Source organism: Arthrobacter sp. DMZ02-1R (genome assembly GCF_057747935.1).
In genome coordinates, this window is sequence record NZ_CM173230.1 from 3,983,333 (window position 1) to 4,004,706 (window position 21,374).

Here is a 21,374-nt window from a genome sequence, read left to right on the forward strand (position 1 = left end):
GCTTACTTGCCCCAGCAGATCTGGGCTGCGGCGGTGGTGTCGATGCTCGTCAGGCCGGAAACGGCCTTGTCGGTGACGAGCGCGGAGCCGGTGTTGAAGAAGTCCAGGCCCGCGGAGACCGTGGGCTTCTTGCCTGACGTGGCCAGGTCCTGGATCGCCTGGACGCCGAGCTGGGCCATCTTCACCGGGTACTGCTGCGCGGTGGCACCGATGATGCCGGACTTGACGTTGTTCACGCCGGTGCAGCCGCCGTCGATCGAGACCACCAGCACGCCCTTTTCCTTACCGGCGGCCTTCAGCGCCTCGTAGGCGCCCGCCGCGGCCGGCTCATTGATCGTGTAGACGACGTTGACGTTCGGGTTCTTTGACAACAGCGTTTCCATCGCCGTGCGGCCGCCGTCCTCGGCGCCTTGCGATGCCTGGTTGCCGACGATCTCGTAGTCCCCGCCCTTGCCGCCGGTGTACTTACCGGTCTTGGCCTCATCGCCGTTCTTGGTCTTGTCGGCGGTGTCGATACCCAAGCCGGTCAGGAATCCCTGGTCGCGGTTGTAGTCAACCGAGACGACCTTGTCGCTGAAAAGGTCGATGAGGGCGATGGTGGCCTTCTTGCCATCCAGCTGCGCCGCAGTCCACTGCCCGATCTGCTTGCCGGCGGCGAAGTTGTCGGTCGCGAAAGTGATGTCCACGGCACTGGCCGGGTCCGGCGGGGTGTCCAGGGCGATCACGAACAGCCCGGCGTCGCGGGCCTTCTTGATCGCATCGACGACGGCCGGGCCGTTCGGGGTGATCAGGATGCCTTTGTCGCCCTTGGAGATGGCGTTCTCGATGGCCTGGATCTGGGTGTCCTCGTCGCCGTCGGACTTGCCCGCGGCAAGCTTCAGGTCAATGTTTCCGCCCTCAGCCGCCTTCTTCGCACCGTCTTCCATCGCAACGAAATACGGGTTGGTGGTCGTCTTGACGATCAACGAAACACCGATCTTGGCGCCGGCGGAAGCACCGCTGGACGCAGGGGCCGAAGAACCGCCGCCACAGGCCGTCAGGCTGATGGCGCCAAGCGTCAGAACAGCACCGACGGCGAGGAAGCGGTTGACGGCCGGCCCGAAGGCTTTGGAACTCAACATTGAATCTCCTGTTTTGTATGAGGCACTTACCCGTGCCTGACAACGATGTCATGTAAGATGTAACCCGGATCACAGAGGAGAGTCAATAGTTCTCCGAATAAGAAGGAGCAGGTCGTTGACAACGTTGTCTAATCGTTACCAAGCCGATTCCGGGCGGAGACCCCCGACGATGAAAAACGTCGCGAATCTCGCCGGAGTCGGCATCAAGACGGTCTCGAGAGTCGTGAACGACGAACCAGGTGTTTCGGAGGAAACACGCCAGCGGGTCCTCAGGGCCACGGAACAGCTGCAGTATCACCTCGATATCACCGCGGGCAGCCTGAAACGGTCCGGACGCAAGACCCAGTCCATCGGGTTATTGCTGCCCAGTGTTTCCAACCCCTTCAGCGGCGAGATCCACAGGGCGCTGGAAGACGCACTGGCTGAACGGGGAATCGCCGTTTTCGCCTCAAGCCTGGATGATGATCCGGAGCGGGAGAAAAAGCTGATTTCCGCTTTCCTGGGCCGTCGGGTGGACGGACTAGTGCTGACCCCGATCGCCAGAAGCCAGGCCTACGTCATCCCGGAGCACTCTCGGAACCTGCCCATGGTGTTCATCGACCGCGAGCCTGTAGGCATCGAAGCTGACGCGGTCGTCACGGACAACGAGGTGGGTGCCGCGAAGGCGGCCGCGCACCTCATCCGGCACGGCCACACCAGACTGGCCTACCTCGGCGACCGCACCGACATCCAGACCGCAACGAGACGCCGCACGGGGTTCCTGGAGGAAGTCGGCAGGGCCGGGATTGCGACGTCAACCATCCCGGTGCGCAACGGACTTCACGACGAGGAGTCCGCCCTTCGGGCAACCCTCGAGCTGCTCACCTCGGAGAACCCTCCCACGGCGATCTTCTCCAGCCAGAACCTGATCACCTTCGGTGCCATGCGCGCGCTGAAGTCCCTCGGGTTGCACCATAGCGTTGCCCTGATCGGATTTGACGACTTCACCCTCGCCGACATGATGGAACCCGGGATCACCGTGATTGCCCAGCACCCCGAGCGCATCGGCAAGACCGCCGCGGAGCGGATCCTTGCCAGAATCGATGGTGATGACGGCGCCCCGAAAACATACATCGTCCCGTCGGAACTGATCCCCAGAGGCTCCGGCGAGATCCGGCCGCTGACCTAGCAGCCAAGACTTCGGAACAACTCGACACCAGAACACATCGGAGCGGAATACGGCCGGAAATTCAACGCCGAACTCGCCGAGCACATCGAAGAAGACGGCTCCGTTCTGACCTGGCTTCATCCAATGGTTTAGGCCTGGCCAAGGCCGAAAAGCGCGCACAGGCCGGAACGAACAGAGCCTGCACCCCAGCGGTCGTTGCTGCTCCCGGACTACTTCGGGAGCAGCAACGACCATTGCGCATTTAATACACGATTCAACTGAAGCCAGGAAGCACAGGCAGAACGAGAAGCACATGCGTCCTTCTCCATACCCGACCACGCTCCAGCAAAGGACGCCACCGGGCGGTTGCAGAAGGATACTCAAGAGTGGATGATGCGCCTGGAAACCTGGCACTGCCGGGCAGGCGATCCCCTCCGTCATGGAAGCGAGGGGGACTGGCTGAATGTGCCATTCGTCGTGTGCCATTGTCCTCAGGAGGACTCTTGGACGCCTGTTTCCTGATGCAGGGCCGATCCGTGGCTTTTTTCGTAGCCCGCTCCGGTTGCAGGATGACGGTCAGCTGGCTGCTCTCCTGGCCCAGCATGATTGCCCCGGTACGTGCATGATTCAAGGTCGGATGGGTACGGCGCCCGCAACGGTTAAGTTGCGGGCGCCGCGGTCTGATCAATGCGATGGGGCGTCCGGCTATTGCCAGGCCGACTTCATCTGCTTGACGTCCAGAGAAGTGAGAACAGCGTTTCCTCCGTTGGCGAAAGCTTCGATGCCTTGGCTGGATGGGTCCGGGAAGATCTGGTCTGTCAGGACGATTTTTCCGTCGTCGGCGAAGACTTCGACCGAGGACCAGTCAACCAGAATCCGGAGTTTGACTGTTCCTCCGCTTGTCGTGAGCGGCGCGGTCTGGACTCCGGGGAAGCTGGGGTTGAATCCCACGGCGCCGGACTTGGTCCGGTCGATGTAGACCTGTCCGGATTTGTTGTCATAGCCGATGAGTGTTTCCTGGCCGGACCCGGTGCGGACTTTCAGTCCGTAGGAGCTTGCAGTACTGGCAGTGAAGGACGCCGTAATGTCGAGCGCCTTCCCTGTGGCCGGCAGGACGGTGCTTCCGGCAGGGACGGACATGTTCTCCTTGTGGACGGACCGCCCCGTAGTGAGCTGGTTGAGCTGCTTGACCGGTGTCTGCACCAGGCGGGGTGCGCCGTCGACGGTTTGGAGGGACAGCTCCCGCGGGACGGTCATGGCGCTGCGCCACGGTGAGGTGGGAATGGATCCTCCATAGTCCCAGTTGTTCATCCAGCCGATCATGATCCGCTTGCCGCCAGGGGCGTCATTGAAGGTGACACCGGCGTAGTTGTCCTTGCCGTAGTCGACCCAGTGAGCGCGTTGGACTGCGGATTGTGCCGCCGTGTCTGAGAGGGTGAAGTCGTCGGCCAGGATGTGTCCCCAGCCGCCGGTGTTGTGGTCGACGACCTGGATCTGCGCCTGCTTGCCGATCAGGTCGCTCAGGTCCCACGACGCCCAGTCCAGGTTCTCGCTGTTTGCGCCCGTGGCGGAGCGCACCACCTTGCCGTCAACGACGAGATTAACGGAGGTCTGCGTGTCCCAGGGCTTGGCCGGGGCGTTGGCGAAGACTATGTCGCCCACCATGAGGTGGCCCCATCCGCCGGTGGACCCGTCGTTCTGGTCCACGACCTGGATCTGTGCCTGCTGGCCTTGGTACTTGCTCACGTCCCAGTTCGTCCACGTCAGATCAGGGCTGTTGGGGCCGGTGGTGGTCGCGACGACCTGTCCGCCGATGATCAGGTTGACTGCGGTCGGGTTCGCCTGGCCCCAGGGGTGGTTCCCGCCAGCGACTTGCAGGTCGATGTACGGGCTGTTGACCGTGAACGTCGGGGAGGCGATGGTGCCGGTGCCGGGATCTCCAGCGGGCGCATAGGTGTCCAGCACCTTGGGGCCGAGCTGGTTGGGCAGGCTCTCGGTCGAGGGCCCGGAGCTGGCGAAGGAACCGGTGGCGGTCCAGCCGGCCCCGTAGGTGGCCCCGGAGAAGTCGTTGAACACGGTACCGGCCGGCAGGGTGCCGAACGGGACGGTGTCGGCGGCGTAAGGGTGGTTGCCGCCGCCGACGAGGAAGTTCAGGTGGGATTTGTTGACGGTGAAGGTCTGGGAACTGAGTGTTCCGGTGGGGCCGTCACCGCCGTTGAAGCTGTTGACGAAGCCGGTTCCTTCAAAGCCTGTAACGCTGGACTGGCCCGGCAGGCTTCCTGTGGCCGGGACAGTGCCGAAGGCTGTCCCGGTGGTTTGCCAGCCATCGTAAGTACCGTGATCGAAGTTTCCCAAAGATGTCCCGGCCGGGGGGACGTAGGGTTTGTCATCCGAGGTGAACTTGGTGCCGTCGAAACTTCCCGTGAAATATTGGACGCCCGAACCTCCTGCGATCCCGCCCGGGTTGAGGTTGACCGTCAGTACCCACTTCTGTTTGCCGGGGTTGGCGGGATCCGGCAGGGGGAACAGGTCAGGACATTCCCAGGCGCCGCCCGTGGCGCCTGCAGGCCCGAAATCGCTCAGATGCTTCCAGGTTTTCAGGTCTGGAGAACTGTAAAAAGTCACCTTGTGCTGGTCGGACAACACGGCTGACATCAGCCACTCGTGTCCGGCCTCGTACCAGAAAACTTTCGGGTCCCTGAAATTGTTTGACCCGATGTCCAGCACCGGGTTCCCGGAATTATATTTCGTGAACGTCCGGCCTTTGTCCGTGCTGTACGCGAGTGCTTGGGACTGCTTCCCGGTAGCCTTGTCGGCGGCGGTATAGATTGCCACCATGGCGGGGTTGCCCGGCTGGCCAAAACCCGTCGTGTTGTCTTTATCGATGACAGCACTGCCCGAGAAGATCATGTTTTTGTCGTCCTGCGGAATGGCGAGCGGGAGCTGCGTCCAGTGCACCAGGTCCGTGCTGACGGCGTGGCCCCAGGACATGTTGCCCCAAGTGTCCCCGGAGGGATTGTACTGGAAGAACATGTGGTATTCGCCTTGGTAGTAGACCAGGCCGTTCGGGTCGTTCATCCAGTTCGTTGCCGGGCTGAAGTGGAACTGGGGTCGGTATGTCTCGGAGTAGGGCGCGGAAGTTCCGACCGCGCCGGAAGCCGTCGCGGCCGCCCCGGAGGTGTCCGCGGCCAGAGCCGGGGCGGACAGCGGAAGGGCGCTGCCCGCGGTCATAGCGGCGGCGAGGATCAGGGCGTTGAGACGTTTTTTTGATTTTGGTCCGGGTGTCAGACCGGGACCGGAATGTGTGCGGCGCACGTATTCACCTTTCGTGTCGACAGTGACAGGCAGGTAATGCCGGTTGTCGCTCGGCTGGTTGTGTGGGGGCCTTGATCGACTCAAATGCTGCACTTGCGTCAGATCCACCGAACGAAGACAACGTTGTCAAGAGGGGAACCTACGGCTTGTCCACCGGACAAGTCAACAGTCAAATCTTCTGACGCCGACCTGGCTTAAGTGGTCGTGAACCAACTGCCCGCATGCCGGTAGAAGCCGTTGACAGCTACGAGGTAACGCGTGTAACCTCAATCACATCGTTGAAGGTAACCCGCGTTACTTGCCAAGGATTGCGATACGACCTCAGACCGAACCCCTGGTACTGCGCGCAGGATCAACGAAGACACCGGAGCATTCAATGGCGAAAACCACCACCCCCCAGAAAGCCGCGGCTGTGCGGCAGCGGGGTGTCACCATGAGTGATGTCGCCAAGCACGCCGGTGTCTCCCGGACGGCGGTCTCGTTCGTGCTGAGCAACCGAGAAAACGCCAGCATTTCTGAGGAAACGCGCATCCGCATCAACGACGCCGTTCAGGCATTGGGTTACCGCCCGAATGCCGGAGCGCGCGCACTGGCTTCCCAGCGCAGTGATTGGTACGGACTCGTCACCGAGATCGTGACGGCCCCGTTTGCGGTGGACATCATCAAGGGCGCCCAGGATCAAGCCTGGCTTGACCACCGGTTCCTGCTCATCGCGCCTTCCGACCAGGCCGATGCCGTGGGACCCAACCAAGGGCTGGAAGATGCAGCAACGGAAAAGCTGCTGGAACAACGAGTGGAAGGACTTTTGTACGCGGCAACATACCACCGCGGCGTGCATGTTCCGGAAAGCGCCCACGAGGTTCCCACTGTCCTGATCAATTGTTTCGACGCGGACGGGAAGCTGCCCTCGATCGTCCCGGACGAGCGCGCGGGCGGCAGGGTTGCCGTCGATCGTTTGCTCCGGGCCGGCCACAGCAGGATCGGAGTCATCAATCTGGACCCGCACATTCCCGCGGCCGTCGGGCGTTTGGAGGGTGCACGAGAAGCACTCGCGGGCGCCGGGCTGGAACTGGATCCGGAGCTGGTGGTGTCCGGGCATGCGACGGCGGATGGAGGCTATGAGGCGGCGTGCCAAATCCTGGATCGTTACCCCCAGCAGGACAGGCCGACCGCACTGTTCTGCCTCAATGACCGCATGGCGATGGGCGCTTATGACGCCATCAAGGAACGGGGACTGACCATCCCCGGTGACATCGCCGTGATCGGCTTCGACAACCAGGAACTGATTGCGGCCTACCTCAGGCCAAAGTTGACCACGGTTGCGTTGCCGTTCGAAAAAATGGGCGCTCTGGGAGTCCAGACGCTCGCAGCTCTGACAGCAGGACAGCCGATCACTGCCGACCAGCAATTGGTCGACTGTCCGCTGCTAGAACGCTCTTCGGTCTGACCGTGAAATCAATGTCGAAGAGCAAACCCTTACCCACCCCTTCACCTTGCTGATGAAGATAGGAAAGAGATACCCATCATGACACAACCCCGATTCTTGAGGTCTGCCCGCATTGCAGCGGCCGGACTGGCTGTGGGTGCAATGCTGCTGACTGGCTGCGCTGCCACCGTCAACAAGTCCGCCGGCACCGACGCCGGAGCTAACGCGAACGCCTTCCTGACCATCCCGCGTGAGGACATGAGTACCTTCGACCGTAACTTCAACCCCTTTGCCCCCACTGTGAACCCCATGGTCCAGCAGGCCATCTACGAACCCCTGATGGTCTTCAACCCGGCCAAAGGCAACACGGTCCCCTGGCTGGGCGCCTCCTGGGACGCTGCCAAGGATGGCAAATCCGTCACCTTCACCCTGCGTGACGGCGTGAAGTGGTCCGACGGGCAGCCTTTCGTCGCCGATGACGTGGCCTACACCTTCCAGCTGCAGAAGAAGCTCAAGGGCGGCTTCGAGTACCTGGATTCCGTCACTCCGGTGGGCACGGACAAGGTGACATTCACCTTCAACAAGCCCTGGTCCCCCGCGCTCTATGAGATCGGGCAGCTCCCCATTCTCCCCAAGCACATCTGGTCATCCATCGCCGATCCGGCGAAGGACACCAACGCCAACCCCGTGGGAACCGGCCCCTACACCCAGGTGGACAGCTTCCAGTCCCAGTCCTTCGTGCTGAAGAAGAACCCGAACTACTGGCAGCCTGACAAGCAGAAGATCGCCGGCATCAAGATGCTGGCGATGTCCGGAAACGATGCCGCCAACCTGGCCAGCGTCAACGGTGATGTGGACTGGTCCACCCAGTTCATCCCGAACATCGAGAAGACCTTCATCGCCAAGGACAAGGACCACCGCCACTTCTGGTTCCCGCCGACGGGCGCCATGATCAACTGGCAGTTGAACACCAGCAAGGCGCCGTTCAATGACGGGACGGTGCGCAAGGCCCTGAGCATGGCGGTTGACCGTGACCAGGTCACCAAGATCGGCATGAGCGGGTACGCCACTCCGGCCGACTGCACAGGCCTCTCCGGCAACTACGCGAGCTGGAAGAACGCCGATGTGGCGAACAACTGCACTTGGACCAAGCTGAACGTGGACGAAGCGAACAAGATGCTCGACGCCGCCGGTTACCCCAAGGGCGCGGACGGCAAGCGCACCCTCAAGGACGGCAAGCCTTTCGAGTTCAAGATCTCCGTGGGCGCCAGCTCCTCCGACTGGCTCTCCGTGGCCAACGTGATCTCCCAGAACCTCCAGGCCATCGGCGTGACCGCCAAGGTGGACTCCCCTGACTGGGCCTCCGTCGTCTCCGGCTACGAGCAGGGAACGTTCGACACCGGCATCGTCTGGAGCGCGAACGACCCCAGCCCGTTCAAGTACTTCAGCTCCACCATGGGCACCTCCACCGTCAAGCCGGTGGGCGTCAAGGCCACCGAGAACTACCACCGTTTCGGCGATCCAAAGGCCGATGATCTCTTGCAGCGGTTCGCTGCTGCTGGCGACGAAGCCGCGCAGAAGCAGATCGCGAACCAGCTTCAGGCGGAATATAACGCGGTGGCCCCGACGGTTCCGCTGTTCTCCGGCCCCGAATGGGGCGACTACACGGACGTTCACTTCACGGGATGGCCCACTCAGGACAACCCCTACGCAACGCTCTCTGACCGCTCCCCCACCACGGTCCTGGTCCTGACCACTCTGGAACCGCGCAAGTAGTACCGCTGACCGCTGGTCACCGGACACCCGGCGACCAGCCCTAAACCGCACGCCCGGCGCCGCCTCGCCGCATCCAGCGACAACCCCGCCGGGCGTGCCTCCAAACTTTCCGCAATTCCCGAAATGGAGGGAAACAGTGCGCTTCATCCTTCGCCGCCTGGGTTTCTACCTGATTGCTTTCTGGGCATCCGTCACCCTGAACTTCCTGCTCCCGCGTTTCATGCCGGGAGACCCCGTCTCACGCATGTTCGCCCGTACCCAGGGCAAGATGCAGCCCGAACAGATCGAAGCCCTGCGCAAGTTGCTCGGCGTGGATACGCGGCCGCTCTGGGAACAGTACGTCGATTACATGCACAACATCCTGACCGGCCAGATGGGTGTCTCCATCTCGCGTTTCCCCACCCCGGTCACCGAGGTCATCGCCAGCCAGATCGGTTGGACCCTGTTGCTGGGCGGAACCGCCCTGGTGTTCGCCGCCATCATCGGCAATCTTCTCGGCATCCTGGCCGCCTGGCGACGCGGCGGTGCGATCGATTCGGCGCTGCCGCCGCTCCTGATCTTCATTGGATCCTTCCCGTACTTCTGGCTAGCCATGGGAGCCCTGTACCTGTTCGGCGTGGTGTTGGGCTGGTTCCCGATCCGCCACGCTTTCACGGACGGCTTGGAGCCCGCGTTTACCTGGGAGTTCATCGGCGACGTCGGTGCGCACCTTGTGCTCCCGGCGTTGACGATCGTCCTGGTGTCCATCGGTGGCTGGATGCTGGGCATGCGGAACACCATGATCGCCACGAACTCGGAGGACTACATCACCATGGCCCAGGCCAAGGGTCTCCGGCCGGGCCGCATCATGCTCCGCTACGCGGCAAGGAACGCCATGCTCCCGTCGGTCACGAGCTTCGGCATGGGGCTGGGCTTTGTGGTGGGTGGTGCAATGCTCACCGAGGTGGTGTTCGCGTATCCCGGCGTCGGCTACCAACTCCTCAACGCCGTTCAAGGCCTCGACTACCCGCTTATGCAGGGCCTGTTCCTGACCATCACCGCCGCCGTGCTGCTGGCGAACTTCCTGGTGGACATCCTCTACGTCCGCCTCGACCCGCGTGTGCGCAGCAACTGAGGGACCCATCATGACAACCGCAATTCTCAAGCAGCCCACTGAGCCCACTGAGCCCACAGCTGCCCGCAAGCCCAACCGCAGTTTCGTCCACGGACTTATCACCAACAAGAAGGCCCTGGTGGGCATGATCGTGATGCTCGTGTTCATCGCGCTTGCGTTGCTGGCCCCCGTTCTGTTCCCGGGAGATCCGTCGCGGATCACCGCGATGGCCTCGCTGGAACCGTCTCCCGAGCACTGGCTCGGCACCACGGCCAAAGGTCAGGACGTGCTTGCCCTGACTGTCCATGGCTCCCGCAGTTCCCTGCTCGTCGGGTTGACTGTGGGCTTCGCATCCACCTTCATCGGCATTTTGGTGGGCCTGGCGTCGGCGTACTTTGGCAAGTTGATTGACGAAGCACTGTCCCTGGTGACCAACGTCTTCCTGCTCCTGCCCGGACTCCCGCTCCTTGTCATCCTGGCAGCTTTCCTGCCGCCGGGTTTGGGAACCGTGATCCTGGTGCTCGTGGTTACCGGCTGGGCTGGGTCAGCACGTGTATTGCGATCCCAGGCGTTGTCCATCCGTTCCAAAGATTTTGTGGCCGCGGCCGTGGTGTCCGGCGAACGGGCCGGCCGGATCATGTTCCGCGAAATCCTGCCCAACATGGCATCGAACGTGATGAGCACGCTACTTGCCTGCGTGATTTACGGCATCGGCGCCCAGGCAGGCCTGGAGTTCCTTGGCCTGGGTGACGTGAGCACCGTTTCCTGGGGCAACAACCTCTTCTGGGCCGGCAACGAGGGCGCCCTACTGACCGGCAGCTGGTGGGTCTTTGTTCCCTCGGGTGTCTGCATCGCGCTGGTCGCGTTCGCACTGGCGCTCATCAACTACGCCGTGGACGAGGTCACTAATCCGCGGCTGCGGAAGATCAAAACCCCAAAGAATACCGAAAGGAGCGCCGCCAAGTGACAGTCTCCCAAGTTTCCTTCGGCTCCCACGAGCCCGTTCTCGACGTCAAGAACCTCACCGTCAAGTACATCGGCGACACCCGCTCCACCACCGCCGTCGACCGTGTTTCCTTCAGCATCGGCACCGGTGAGGTGTTCGGGCTGGCGGGCGAGTCCGGCTGCGGCAAGTCGACCATCGCCAACTCGATCATGCGGCTGCTCAAGGACCCCGCAAAAATCGCCGCCGGCAGCATCTCCTTCGGCGGCAAGGACGTCCTGGCCATGAGCCCGGAGGAACTGCGGCGCTTCCGCTGGCAGGACGTCGCTATGGTCTTCCAATCGGCCATGAACTCGCTGAATCCGGTGCTCACCATCGGCGAGCAAATCGTGGACATCTTCACCACACACGCCGGCTACTCCCGCAAGGAATCCCTCCGACGCGCGGGCCAGCTGCTGGAACTTGTCAGGATCGACCCCGCTCGACTCAAGTCCTACCCGCACCAGCTTTCGGGCGGCATGCGCCAGCGTGCGGTGATCGCGATGGCCGTGGCGCTCAAGCCGTCCCTCTTGATCCTCGACGAACCCACCACGGCCCTGGACGTCGTGGTGCAGCAGGAAATCATGGCCCAAATCAAGGAACTCCAACGCGAACTGGGCTTCTCCGTCCTCTTCATCACCCACGACATGTCCCTCATGGTGGAACTTTCGCACCGTATGGCGGTGATGTACGGAGGCCGGATCGTGGAGACCGCGAAAGCCCAGGACGTCTACGCCAACCCCCGCCACCCATACACGCAGGCGCTGATGGGTGCGTTCCCGCCGCTGACCGGTCCGCGGGTTCCGCTGACCGGACTGCCCGACGGCGTGAAGTTCCGGAATATCCCCGACCTCACCGAAGCAGCACCCGGCCATTTCGTCGCACCGGTCAGTGCCGACGCTTCAGCGGCTGATGACACCGCCATCATGGAAGGAGCCGCACGATGAGCCACGCTGTGCTGTCATCCCAGCGCCCCTCCGCTGACACCGAAGCTACGGCCCTCGAGGTCCGCGGACTAGGAAAGTCTTTCCCTATAGGTGGTTTGTTCTCCCGGGAGTCCGTCCGGGCTCTGCACGGCGTGGACCTGACCATTGGCCGTGGCGAAATCGTGGCGCTCGTGGGGGAGTCTGGGTCGGGTAAGAGCACCCTGGCCCGCTGCGTTGCCCGGCTCGAGAAGCCGAGCGCCGGGGAGATCCTGCTCGACGGCGTCGACGTCCTCAAACGTGACCGCTTCCAGGCATCGAGAGCGTTCCGCTCCCAACTGCAGATGGTCTTCCAGGATCCCTTCGGCTCGCTGAATCCTGCCCACAGAGTGGAGCACTTCCTGCGGAGGTCGCTAGCGATCCACCGGAAGGGCGGCAGCTCCGAGACAGAGACACAGCAGCGACTCGAGGAGCTTATGACCACCGTGGGCCTGCAGGCCGACATGTTGAACTCCTACCCGCACGAGCTCTCCGGCGGGCAGCGCCAGCGAGTCGCGATCGCCCGGGCCCTTGCCGTGGAACCACGGGTCATCCTCGCCGACGAACCCACCTCCATGCTGGATGTTTCGGTCCGGATCGGCGTGCTGAACCTGATGCGGAAGCTCCGCGATGAGCAGGGAATCTCCATGCTCTACATCACACACGACCTCGCTTCGGCCCGATACCTCGCGGACCGGACGGCGGTCATGTTCGCCGGTGAGCTCGTTGAAGAGGGCGAGTCCTTGGACCTCCTGGCCAACCCGGCCCACCCGTACACGCGGCTGCTGGTCTCAGCCGTCCCGGATCCGGCCAGGGCGGGCTCCTACGATCCCGTGCGCCGGGCCGAGCTGCGGCAGGCTGTGATGGCTTCGACCAGCTGCGCTTTCGACGGCGACCCAAACCAGGCCTGCTCGGCCGAGGAACCCGTTCGCCACGGTGTGGGCGACCCCGAAAACCGCCACTGGGTGCGCTGCCACCTCTACCGCCCGCAGGCTGGAGCCGGCGGCCACGCCCTGGCAACTGAACCTACCGACAACAAGGCCTCCGCATGACTGAATCGACGCACCCGCTCGGCACCGTCCCCCAGGACGAACTGATTGCCCGCGCCGATGCGGACCCCCTTCGGCCGCGCTTCCATTTCGTGTCCCCGGCCGGTTGGCTGAACGACCCCAACGGCGTGAGCCAATGGAACGGCACCTATCACCTCTTCTACCAGTACAACCCCGAAGGCGCCTTCCACCACCGCATCCAGTGGGGCCACGCCACCAGCACCGACCTCGTCCACTGGACGGACCAGCCGGTGGCGCTGGAACCTTCCGCAGGTCCGGACGCCGACGGCTGCTGGTCGGGGGTGTTGGTGAACGACGGCGGAACACCCACCTTGGTGTACTCGGGACGGCTGGGCGAACAGGAGTTGCCCTGCGTTGCCGTCGGATCCGCAGACCTCCTGAGCTGGAGCAAAATTCCTCAGAACCCGGTCATCGCAGCTCCACCGGCCGGAGTGGACATCACGGCGTATCGCGATCACTGCGTATGGCGCGAGGGTTCCATCTGGCGGCAGTTGGTGGGATCGGGCATCCGTGGGCGCGGCGGCACGGCGTTCCTGTACGAGTCGGAGGATCTGCGCGCCTGGGAATACGTCGGGCCCCTGTTCATCGGCGACGCCTCACAGGGCGATCCTGCCGATTCCGATTGGACCGGGACCATGTGGGAATGCGTGGACCTGTTCCGGGCACGCGAGGGATCGTTGGGTACGGTTCCTACTTCTGGCGACGCGCCCGACGTGCTGGTCTTTTCCGCATGGGACAACGGCGACACCCGCCACCCGCTGTACTGGACCGGCCGCTATTCGGAAAACTCCTTCGAGCCCACCGGGCTGCATCGGCTCGACTACGGTGGACGGTTCTTCTATGCGCCGCAGTCATTCCAGGATGAGTCCGGCCGACGCATCATGTTTGGTTGGCTTCAGGAGGGCCGCAGCGACGCCGCGATGATCGAGGCCGGGTGGTCGGGCGTCATGAGTTTGCCGCGCGTCACAACCGTGGCCGACGACGGAACCCTGGTGTTCGCGCCCGTGCCTGAAATCGAGAAGCTGCGCCGGGACCATGTGGGCCTGCCCGGACAGGAGCTGCTGGGTACCGGGGCACCTGTGGCTACCGGTGTGTCCGGCAACCAACTGGACCTCGAACTGGATGTGCAGCTCGAGCCTGGTGCTGTGCTGCGACTGGGCTTGCTGGGATCGGCTGACGGTGGCGTCTCCGGTAAATCCAAGGAGGAAACAGTGATCGAGCTGTGCCGGACCACTGAAGGCGACGGCCAAGGCACACTCCGCCTCGACCGGACTCAGAGCAGCCTCGATCCAACCGTTGATGTCGACGACAAGTCCGGACCGCTCCCGATGCCCGACGGCCGGGTGCACCTGCGCGTCCTGGTGGACCGATCCGCCGTCGAAATTTTCGCCAACGGTAAGCCGCTCACCGCCCGCGTTTACCCGACCCTGGCCGGCCAGCACGTGAGCCTGACCGCCGAGGGTACCGTGAGGCTGCTCTCCTTCGATGCCTGGACCATGGCTGAGATCTTTGGAGGAGCTCGGAATCTCTTCCCCTAACTCAGGATCCGACCTCTCCCGCCTTTGGAGTCATTTCCCCATCGCTCTATCACCTAAGACATCCAGCTCATGGCCGGGGCATCCCGCCGCGAAGCGGACGTACGACCTATACAAGAGCAACTGCTAACACCAGCATCCGACCAGCGGCCGAACAGCGCCCAGCGCCGTTCGCCGGATGGATGGCCGCACCCACCCTTCCTCAGGAAGACGAAATGAAATGAGACTTTGATTCATGACCGCGGTAACCGCGCCCACACGTGAGGCTTTCCGGCCGGCGATGCATTACGCCAGCAAGGACACCTGGCTCAATGACCCCAACGGCCTCATCTACTACGAGGGTAATTACCACCTCTACTGCCAGAACAACCCCTTTGGGAATGTCTGGGGAAACATGTCGTGGGGGCACGCCACCTCCACGAACCTCATCACGTGGACAGAGCAACCCGTCGCTATTGCCTGCGACGAATACGAGGACATCTTCTCCGGCAGCGTCGTTTACGACCAGCACAACACCAGCGGACTCGGCGACGGAACTGCTGCACCCCTGGTCGCCATCTACACAAGTGCCTACAAGGAGAACTCACAGCACGCTGGGATCCAGGCCCAGTCACTCGCATGGAGCACGGACGGCGGCTACACCTGGTCCAAGTACCACGGAAACCCGGTCCTGAACCGCAATTCCGCGAACTTCCGCGACCCGAAGGTGTTCCGCTACAACGGCCCGGCCGGCGCCTATTGGGTAATGGTCGCTGTCGAGGCACTGGATTTCACGGTCGTGATGTACCGTTCCGATGACCTGAAGAGCTGGGACTACCTCAGCAGTTTTGGGCCGGCCAACGCTACTGGCGGAGTCTGGGAATGTCCTGACCTGTTTCCTCTGCCACTTGACGGGAACGAGGACCTGATCAGATGGGTGCTGACCGTTAACCTCAATCCCGGCGGGCCGAACGGAGGATCTGCGGGACAGTACTTCGTGGGAGACTTCGACGGCGTGACGTTCAGGTCCGAAACCACGGTCACTGAAGGCGACCAGGATCCGGCGCACATGGCCGAGTATCTTTGGCTCGACTGGGGCCGGGACTACTACGCGGCTGTGTCCTTCAGCAACGTTCCGGACGGTCGCCGGCTCATGATGGCCTGGATGAACAACTGGCAGTACGGCAACGACATTCCAACCTCCCCTTGGCGAAGCCCCATGTCGCTTGTACGCGAGGTCTCGCTGGTCACCTCTGAAGGGGCACCGCACCTCACCCAGCAGGCAGTGATTGACCCCGCAGCGCTTACCCGCACAGTTGCCTACACAGAGCTCGACGTCGATGGCATCCGTTCCGTGGCAGGCGGGGGCGCCGTGCAACTCATCGAGGTAACGTTTGTGCCCGGTTCCGCAGATGAATTTGGCCTCGTGATCCGCGGCAACGGCAACGAAGGTATAAGGATCGGCATCTGTCCGGGTGACGGCAGACTGCTCGTGGATCGAACGGTCTCGGGCAACACGGCGTTCCACAGCGCCTTTGCATCGATCGACACCGCGCCCCTGCGTGCCGTGGATGGAGCGTATAACCTGCGCATTTTCGTTGATCACTGCTCTGTGGAGATCTTCGCCCAAGACGGAGAAGTCACCCTCACCGAACTGGTCTTCCCAGACCCCTCCAGCACCGGCGTCTCGCTGTACACCACCGGCGGAACCGCAAAGGTCGCTTCGCTCAGGCTCACCACCCTCGCCTGACCATGGCTACCCAACCGCCGGATGGTTTCAGACCCACCCAATCAACGCAACGGGTGGACGACTGCGACCCAGCTTGCCTGCCAGGGGACGCGCCTGAAATAGAGAGTCCCCTGGCGCGCGATGGGTTCGGCTCAAGGCCGAGGGCGGCGGCCCGATGAGCGTCGGCCGCGCAACGCTCGCCGGGGCGGCCATGCAGGCCGGGCTGATCGATGAGTAGGCGCTGGCCACCTATCCGGTCCTGGTGGGCGGCGGCACGCCATCTTTCGCCGCGCTGGACAGCTGGGTGAACCCGGACCTGGTGGAGACGCGGATGTTTCCCGGCGCCGTGGTCCTGACCAGGTACGAGACGAGGCGCTGAGCGCGGTTCCTCCGAGCGGTGGGGGAAATAGATCCACCACCCGCGGCCCCACGTCGGTGGCCAGCAGATGACCACATTCGCCGAGGGCTAAAACGCGAACTGATCTCCGCCCGCGGCCGCAACGGCGGCCGCCCCTACAAAATGACTGCCGCGAAAGTCTGCCTTGCCGCAGCGTCCATGGGTAAGCCAGGCACCAAAATCAGCGAGCTCTGCAAAGAACTCGGCATCACACGCCAGACCTTGTATCGGCATGTCTCACCCACGGGGAAGATGCGCCCGGACGGTGTGAAAGTCATCTCCAGGAGCTATGTGCTGCCGCATCGGGCAGCTTGGGTTATGCCGCACGAGATACTGCTGCTGCATCGTGCCAAGCTGAACTGATGAATCTTCATATCCGGTAAGACCCTGTGTGCCCTTCGTTGCGGCGGCCCGATGTGCGACGGAATACGGTGGTGTCTTCGTCCTTCTCGATCATCGTGCGCCCTTTGCCGTCATTCTGGATGATCCAGAAGACCTTTCGGTCCATGGAGAGCATGTCGATCCGTCCCGAGGAAAGTGATCCATCGTGGCGGCGGATTGCGACTTCGTCTGCGCGGGTGAGTTTGTTCCAGTCCGGTATGCGCTCCATTTCTGTCGTCGGAGCGCCGCTCGGTGCCTGTGTGAGTTCCTCCGGAGTGGTCTGTTGCAAGGGGGGTGTCATGGGGTTCCCTGGATGGTTTTTGGTTCCGTTTGATCCGGTCCGGGTGGGGACGTGGCGGGGAGCAGCGTGTCTGCTTCCCGCCACGTTGGCACCGGACCCGGTTCCTGCTCCCGACTGTCGGGTTACCTGTTGCGATGGATAGCAGGGCCGGGTGTCCGATGCAGCCTTGTGTGGACCCGGCGGAGGTCGACGGGTGGGCGGGTCAGGTTATTGCCAAGGGCTGGAGCCTGACTCGTGAAGGGCACCGTCAGTGTGCCAGTGCCGGTTCAGTGAGCTCGAGCTTTTCGGCTTCGGTGGGCACGTAGCCCGTCTTGAGCTCGGATTGGAGTTTCTCGGTGTCGAGCGCACGCTGCCACTTGGCGATGGCGACGCACGAGACGATGTTACAGACGGTGCTGGTAAGGGCGCGGGCTTCGCTCATGAAGCGGTCGATACCGACGATCAGGGCCACTCCGGCAACGGGCAGCGTGGGCATGACTGTCAGGGTCGCGACGAGGGCGACGAAGCCGCTGCCTGTCACGCCCGCTGCGCCCTTGGAGGTCAGGAGCATCATTCCGAGCATGAGGAGGATCTGGTCCCAGCTGAGGTGGATGTCGCAGGCCTGGGCGATGAACATCGATGAGAGCGTGAGGTAGACCGCGGTGCCGGTGAGGTTGAAGGAGTAGCCCGTCGGGACGACGAGGCCGACGACTCCGCGGTCGCAGCCGAGGCGCTCGAGCTTGGTGAGCAGGCGTGGAAGGACGGGTTCGCTTGAGGATGTGGCGAGGACGATGAGGAACTCGTCGCGGAAGTAGCGCAGAATCCGCCAGAGACTGAAACCGGTGAGCTTCGCCAGGATTCCGAGGGCGACGACCACGAAGACGACGCATGCTGTGTAGAAGGCGAGGATCAGCATCCCGAGGTTGCCGATCGAATGGGCTCCGTACTTGCCGACGGTGAACGCCATGGCGCCGAACGCCCCGATGGGTGCGACTTTCATGAGGAAGCCGAACACGACGAACAGCAGCTTGTTGAAGCTGGTGACCATGTTGAGGGCCAGCTGGCCGGGTGCCCCGAGCTTGCTGAAGGCGAAGCCGCAGAGCAGTGCGATGACGAGCACGGGAAGCACATCTCCGTCGGCGAAGGCTCCGATGAAGCTGGTGGGGATGATGCTCAGCAGGAAGTCCACCGGGTTGCTGCTGGGCAGCTGGCTTGTGTACTTCGATGCGACCGAAGTATCGAGGTGAGCCGGGTTGATGTGCATGCCCGCTCCCGGCTGGAAAAGGATGACCGCGCCCAGGCCGATGGCCAGGGCCACGCCCGTGAGGACGTAGAACAAGCCCAGTGAACGCAGCAGGGTCGGGCCGACCTTCTTGGTGTCGGTCAGGGAGGTGATGCCGCTGACGATGGTGCAGAAGACGATCGGTGCGATCATGAACTTCACGAGCTTCACGAAGCCGTCGCCGAGCGGTTTGAGGGAAGACCCGAGGTCGGGCCACAGCGCGCCGACGAGGATGCCGAGACCGACGCCGATAAGTACCTGGACATAGAGGTGTCCGAGGATGGATTTGATCTTCATTGAACAACTTCCTGGGTGAGTGCCCCACCTAATGATGGCAGGGGCGGAACGATGGGGCTAGGCCGTTACTGGTTGTGCGACGTCGATGTCGGCGGTGGCAAGGTGCCGGGCCGCCCGGTGGAGGGCGATCTCGCTGACGGTGCCGTTGTCATCAATAATGACTTCGGTGGTGATCACGCCGGCAGGTGTCCCGATCCGCAACGAGCGGGGGACTCCGGGGATGGCGGGGTAGGCCGGGCGTAACAGTTTAGCCACGACGGATCCGGGCAGAGCGGCTGCGAGGGACACGGCTACGGCCGAGGTGAGGCCGATGGCGGGGTGCGGGGTAAGCATCGACAGCATGCGAACCCGCAGATCGTGACTGTCCGCGGCGATGCTCGTTCCGTCCGCGGCGATGTAATCCGCCGGCGCTGCCACCACACCGACCTTCGGAACAGCGTTCTGCGGAGGATCTTCAGGCTTCCGCAGCCCCATCATGAGGCCCGCCGATGCCCGTGCCGCGATGAGCGTGGGCAGGTGCTCTGAGAGGTTGCCGGTCATCGAGGACAGATCGATTCCAGCCTCGACGGCCGGGATGAGTACCGCCGGCGCACCGGCATCGACCAGCGTTGCCATCAGCGTGCTCGCGCCTACCGAAATCTCCTCGGCCGCGTTCCCCGTCGGCAAGACGGCGCCGGCGCTCTGGCCCCAGGGGCCGTGGAATGAGAGGCTGACGGGAACGCCTGCTGCGCTGCTGCCCGGAACCCTGGCCAGACCGGACCTCGGGATGGTGCCGCCCGGGGTTGGGACAGTTCCGCTCAGCACGGCTCCTGTATTGAGGTTGCGCATGCTGACCCTCGTGATGCCGTGCCGAGGAGGAACAATGCCCGACTGGACGGCGAACAGAGCGATGGCAGTGGCACAATTACCGCAATTGCAGCCCAGCTCCACAGTCGGGTCTCCGATCCCGACTTGGGCGAAGAGGTAGTCAAGATCTGCCTCCCCACCCGGTGTGGCCCAGACCACGGCGGCCTTCGACGTCGTGGAAGTCCCTCCGCCAACGCCGTCAAGCTGCCGGGAATCTGCCGCGCCGAATGCATCGGCTAGCAGCCTGCGGATCTCCTCGCGGCTGACGGCATGAGGGGTTACGTCCTCGGCGTTAAAGAGCCAGCACTTACTCGTGCCGCCTCGGTACCAATGGCCTCGGAGTCCCACGGTTTTCTCCTTCATGTCTCATAGATGTTGCGCACTTCACAGCGCCTCTACCTCTACGATCCGCGAACACTGGGTTCAGCACAATCACAAGAAACTCGATAGTCCTATAGTTTTGCTAAACTGTGTTCATGGCAACCCTTGACCTTCACCGGCTTCACGTGCTCCGCGAGGTAAGCCGCTCAGGTTCACTGACATCCGCGGCGACGGCCCTCTCCTTTACGACGTCAGCGGTCTCGCAGCAGATAGCGAAGCTCGAACATGAGGTGGGCGTTGCGCTGGTCGATCGGCATCCGAGGGGTGTGGTGCTCACTGAGGCTGGGCAGGCCCTCCTCGGCTACGCCGACGACATCGACAGGACGATCGAAGCCGCCCGCGCCGAAATGGCAGAGTTTGCCGGGCTGCGCCGGGGCCAGTTGCGGATGGGAACCTTTCCCACAGTCGGCGCTTCCCTCATGCCAGATGTCGTTCTCGCATTCCGAGCCCGCCATCCGGAGGTCGCAGTCACGGTCATCAGCGCCCGTCGGGACGGCCTGCTGGAGCGGCTGCATCGGCGGGACATCGAACTGACGCTGCTGTGGGACTACCCCTGGCAACAGATCGAGGATGAGAATCTGACCCTGGTCAGGCTGATGAACGACCCCACAGTGCTGCTCGTGCAACGCGATCACCCCATTGCGGAGCGGCAGTCCGTACGGATCGATACCTTAAGGGACCAGGAATGGATCGTGCGCGACGAACACCCCGTGGCCGATGTCCTCCGCCGCGTCTGCCGCGACGCCGGCTTCGAGCCGCGCATCGCCTTCGCTGCCAATGACTACCAGGAGACACAGGGCATGGTCGCCGCCGGCATCGGTATAGCCTTAGCCCCGCAGCTGGCCCTGAGCGCGCTCCGCGCCGACGTCGTTGCCGTCCCACTTGCCGGCGCCCCCAAGCGCAGGATCCTCCTTGCCCACCTCGCCAACCGCAGGCTCAGCCCAGCCGCCCAACAAGCTGCCGCGGTGTTTCGATCAACAGCAAAGCGTCGGGGATCCGTTCCTGCGGAACAGGATGCCATTTACCGCGAATAAAACCGCGCCACTTATCGCTGCGATTCACAGGCTGGCTCATCCGGCATCGATCAGCGTCTCGGGAAACTGTAGATTTCCAAGACGCGCTCCAGAGTGGACTGGAGCAATCATGAACGATGAACCTGTCGCCCCGTCTTCGGGAGCGACCTTCGAGTGTGGTGGGTTGGAGCGGGCCTGGCGAGCGAGGTCAATTACCAAAATGCGATACCCGTCCGGCTTGAAAATGGCTGCTCCTACTTCTCTCGCTTGCTTAACGGAGCACTGCACCGTATATTCGGACTACTGCTCCGATTAGAGCAGTTCAGCTTCCTGTCCTGGGATGAGCGCACATGCGTCGCCCG

General features: G+C 63.0%; 16 protein-coding genes and 1 pseudogene. 12 read left to right on the plus strand and 5 right to left on the minus strand.

Annotated features, from left to right (window positions below):
• Positions 1–2: 2 nt before the first annotated feature.
• Positions 3–1,121, minus strand: a complete 1,119-nt coding sequence (locus AC3ANQ_RS18980) for a substrate-binding domain-containing protein (RefSeq protein ID WP_488302468.1) — start codon at positions 1,119–1,121, stop codon at positions 3–5.
• Between the two features lie 169 nt (positions 1,122–1,290).
• Between AC3ANQ_RS18980 and AC3ANQ_RS18985 the strand changes: the two genes are divergently transcribed.
• Complete coding sequence (locus AC3ANQ_RS18985) at positions 1,291–2,289, plus strand: LacI family DNA-binding transcriptional regulator (protein WP_488302469.1); 999 nt, start codon at positions 1,291–1,293, stop codon at positions 2,287–2,289.
• A 684-nt stretch (positions 2,290–2,973) separates the two neighbouring features.
• Here AC3ANQ_RS18985 and AC3ANQ_RS18990 read toward each other — a convergent pair.
• On the minus strand, positions 2,974–5,499 hold the full coding sequence (locus tag AC3ANQ_RS18990; protein ID WP_488302470.1) for a GH32 C-terminal domain-containing protein: 2,526 nt from the start codon (positions 5,497–5,499) through the stop codon (positions 2,974–2,976).
• A 460-nt stretch (positions 5,500–5,959) separates the two neighbouring features.
• Between AC3ANQ_RS18990 and AC3ANQ_RS18995 the strand changes: the two genes are divergently transcribed.
• The 10 genes and pseudogenes from AC3ANQ_RS18995 to AC3ANQ_RS19040 all read left to right on the plus strand — a co-directional run bounded on the left by AC3ANQ_RS18995 (position 5,960) and on the right by AC3ANQ_RS19040 (position 16,895).
• Entirely contained in the window at positions 5,960–7,030 is a 1,071-nt protein-coding gene (locus AC3ANQ_RS18995; RefSeq protein WP_488302471.1) for a LacI family DNA-binding transcriptional regulator, read from the plus strand.
• A 78-nt stretch (positions 7,031–7,108) separates the two neighbouring features.
• Positions 7,109–8,785, plus strand: a complete 1,677-nt coding sequence (locus AC3ANQ_RS19000) for an ABC transporter substrate-binding protein (protein ID WP_488302472.1) — start codon at positions 7,109–7,111, stop codon at positions 8,783–8,785.
• A 136-nt stretch (positions 8,786–8,921) separates the two neighbouring features.
• Entirely contained in the window at positions 8,922–9,899 is a 978-nt protein-coding gene (locus AC3ANQ_RS19005; protein WP_488302473.1) for an ABC transporter permease, read from the plus strand.
• A gap of 10 nt (positions 9,900–9,909) precedes the next feature.
• Complete coding sequence (locus AC3ANQ_RS19010) at positions 9,910–10,845, plus strand: ABC transporter permease (RefSeq protein WP_488302474.1); 936 nt, start codon at positions 9,910–9,912, stop codon at positions 10,843–10,845.
• Positions 10,842–11,807: an ABC transporter ATP-binding protein gene (locus AC3ANQ_RS19015; protein ID WP_488302475.1), complete on the plus strand. Its 966-nt coding sequence runs from the start codon at positions 10,842–10,844 to the stop codon at positions 11,805–11,807. Before AC3ANQ_RS19010 ends, AC3ANQ_RS19015 begins: the two co-directional genes overlap by 4 nt.
• The gene (locus AC3ANQ_RS19020; protein ID WP_488302476.1) at positions 11,804–12,874 is read left to right on the plus strand and encodes an ATP-binding cassette domain-containing protein; all 1,071 of its coding nucleotides are present in this window, start codon (positions 11,804–11,806) and stop codon (positions 12,872–12,874) included. The genes AC3ANQ_RS19015 and AC3ANQ_RS19020 overlap by 4 nt, the downstream gene beginning before the upstream one ends.
• Positions 12,871–14,430 (plus strand): glycoside hydrolase family 32 protein, encoded by a 1,560-nt coding sequence (locus tag AC3ANQ_RS19025; protein WP_488302477.1) that lies wholly within the window; start codon positions 12,871–12,873, stop codon positions 14,428–14,430. Before AC3ANQ_RS19020 ends, AC3ANQ_RS19025 begins: the two co-directional genes overlap by 4 nt.
• Before the next feature lie 232 nt (positions 14,431–14,662).
• Positions 14,663–16,156, plus strand: coding sequence for a glycoside hydrolase family 32 protein (locus AC3ANQ_RS19030; RefSeq protein ID WP_488302478.1), 1,494 nt, complete (start codon positions 14,663–14,665; stop codon positions 16,154–16,156).
• Between the two features lie 127 nt (positions 16,157–16,283).
• Positions 16,284–16,514: pseudogene (locus tag AC3ANQ_RS19035) on the plus strand (dihydrofolate reductase family protein); the annotation flags it as partial.
• A 141-nt stretch (positions 16,515–16,655) separates the two neighbouring features.
• On the plus strand, positions 16,656–16,895 hold the full coding sequence (locus AC3ANQ_RS19040) for a helix-turn-helix domain-containing protein (protein ID WP_488302479.1): 240 nt from the start codon (positions 16,656–16,658) through the stop codon (positions 16,893–16,895).
• A 7-nt stretch (positions 16,896–16,902) separates the two neighbouring features.
• On the opposite strand, the gene AC3ANQ_RS19045 is transcribed toward AC3ANQ_RS19040, so the two are convergent.
• The 3 genes from AC3ANQ_RS19045 to AC3ANQ_RS19055 all read right to left on the minus strand — a co-directional run bounded on the left by AC3ANQ_RS19045 (position 16,903) and on the right by AC3ANQ_RS19055 (position 19,981).
• Positions 16,903–17,214: a hypothetical protein gene (locus AC3ANQ_RS19045; RefSeq protein ID WP_488302480.1), complete on the minus strand. Its 312-nt coding sequence runs from the start codon at positions 17,212–17,214 to the stop codon at positions 16,903–16,905.
• Between the two features lie 247 nt (positions 17,215–17,461).
• The gene (gene dctA / locus AC3ANQ_RS19050) at positions 17,462–18,772 is read right to left on the minus strand and encodes a C4-dicarboxylate transporter DctA (protein WP_488302481.1); all 1,311 of its coding nucleotides are present in this window, start codon (positions 18,770–18,772) and stop codon (positions 17,462–17,464) included.
• Between the two features lie 57 nt (positions 18,773–18,829).
• On the minus strand, positions 18,830–19,981 hold the full coding sequence (locus AC3ANQ_RS19055; RefSeq protein WP_488302482.1) for a PrpF domain-containing protein: 1,152 nt from the start codon (positions 19,979–19,981) through the stop codon (positions 18,830–18,832).
• A 113-nt stretch (positions 19,982–20,094) separates the two neighbouring features.
• Between AC3ANQ_RS19055 and AC3ANQ_RS19060 the strand changes: the two genes are divergently transcribed.
• Positions 20,095–21,033: a LysR family transcriptional regulator gene (locus AC3ANQ_RS19060; protein ID WP_488302483.1), complete on the plus strand. Its 939-nt coding sequence runs from the start codon at positions 20,095–20,097 to the stop codon at positions 21,031–21,033.
• The last annotated feature ends 341 nt before the right edge of the window (positions 21,034–21,374 follow it).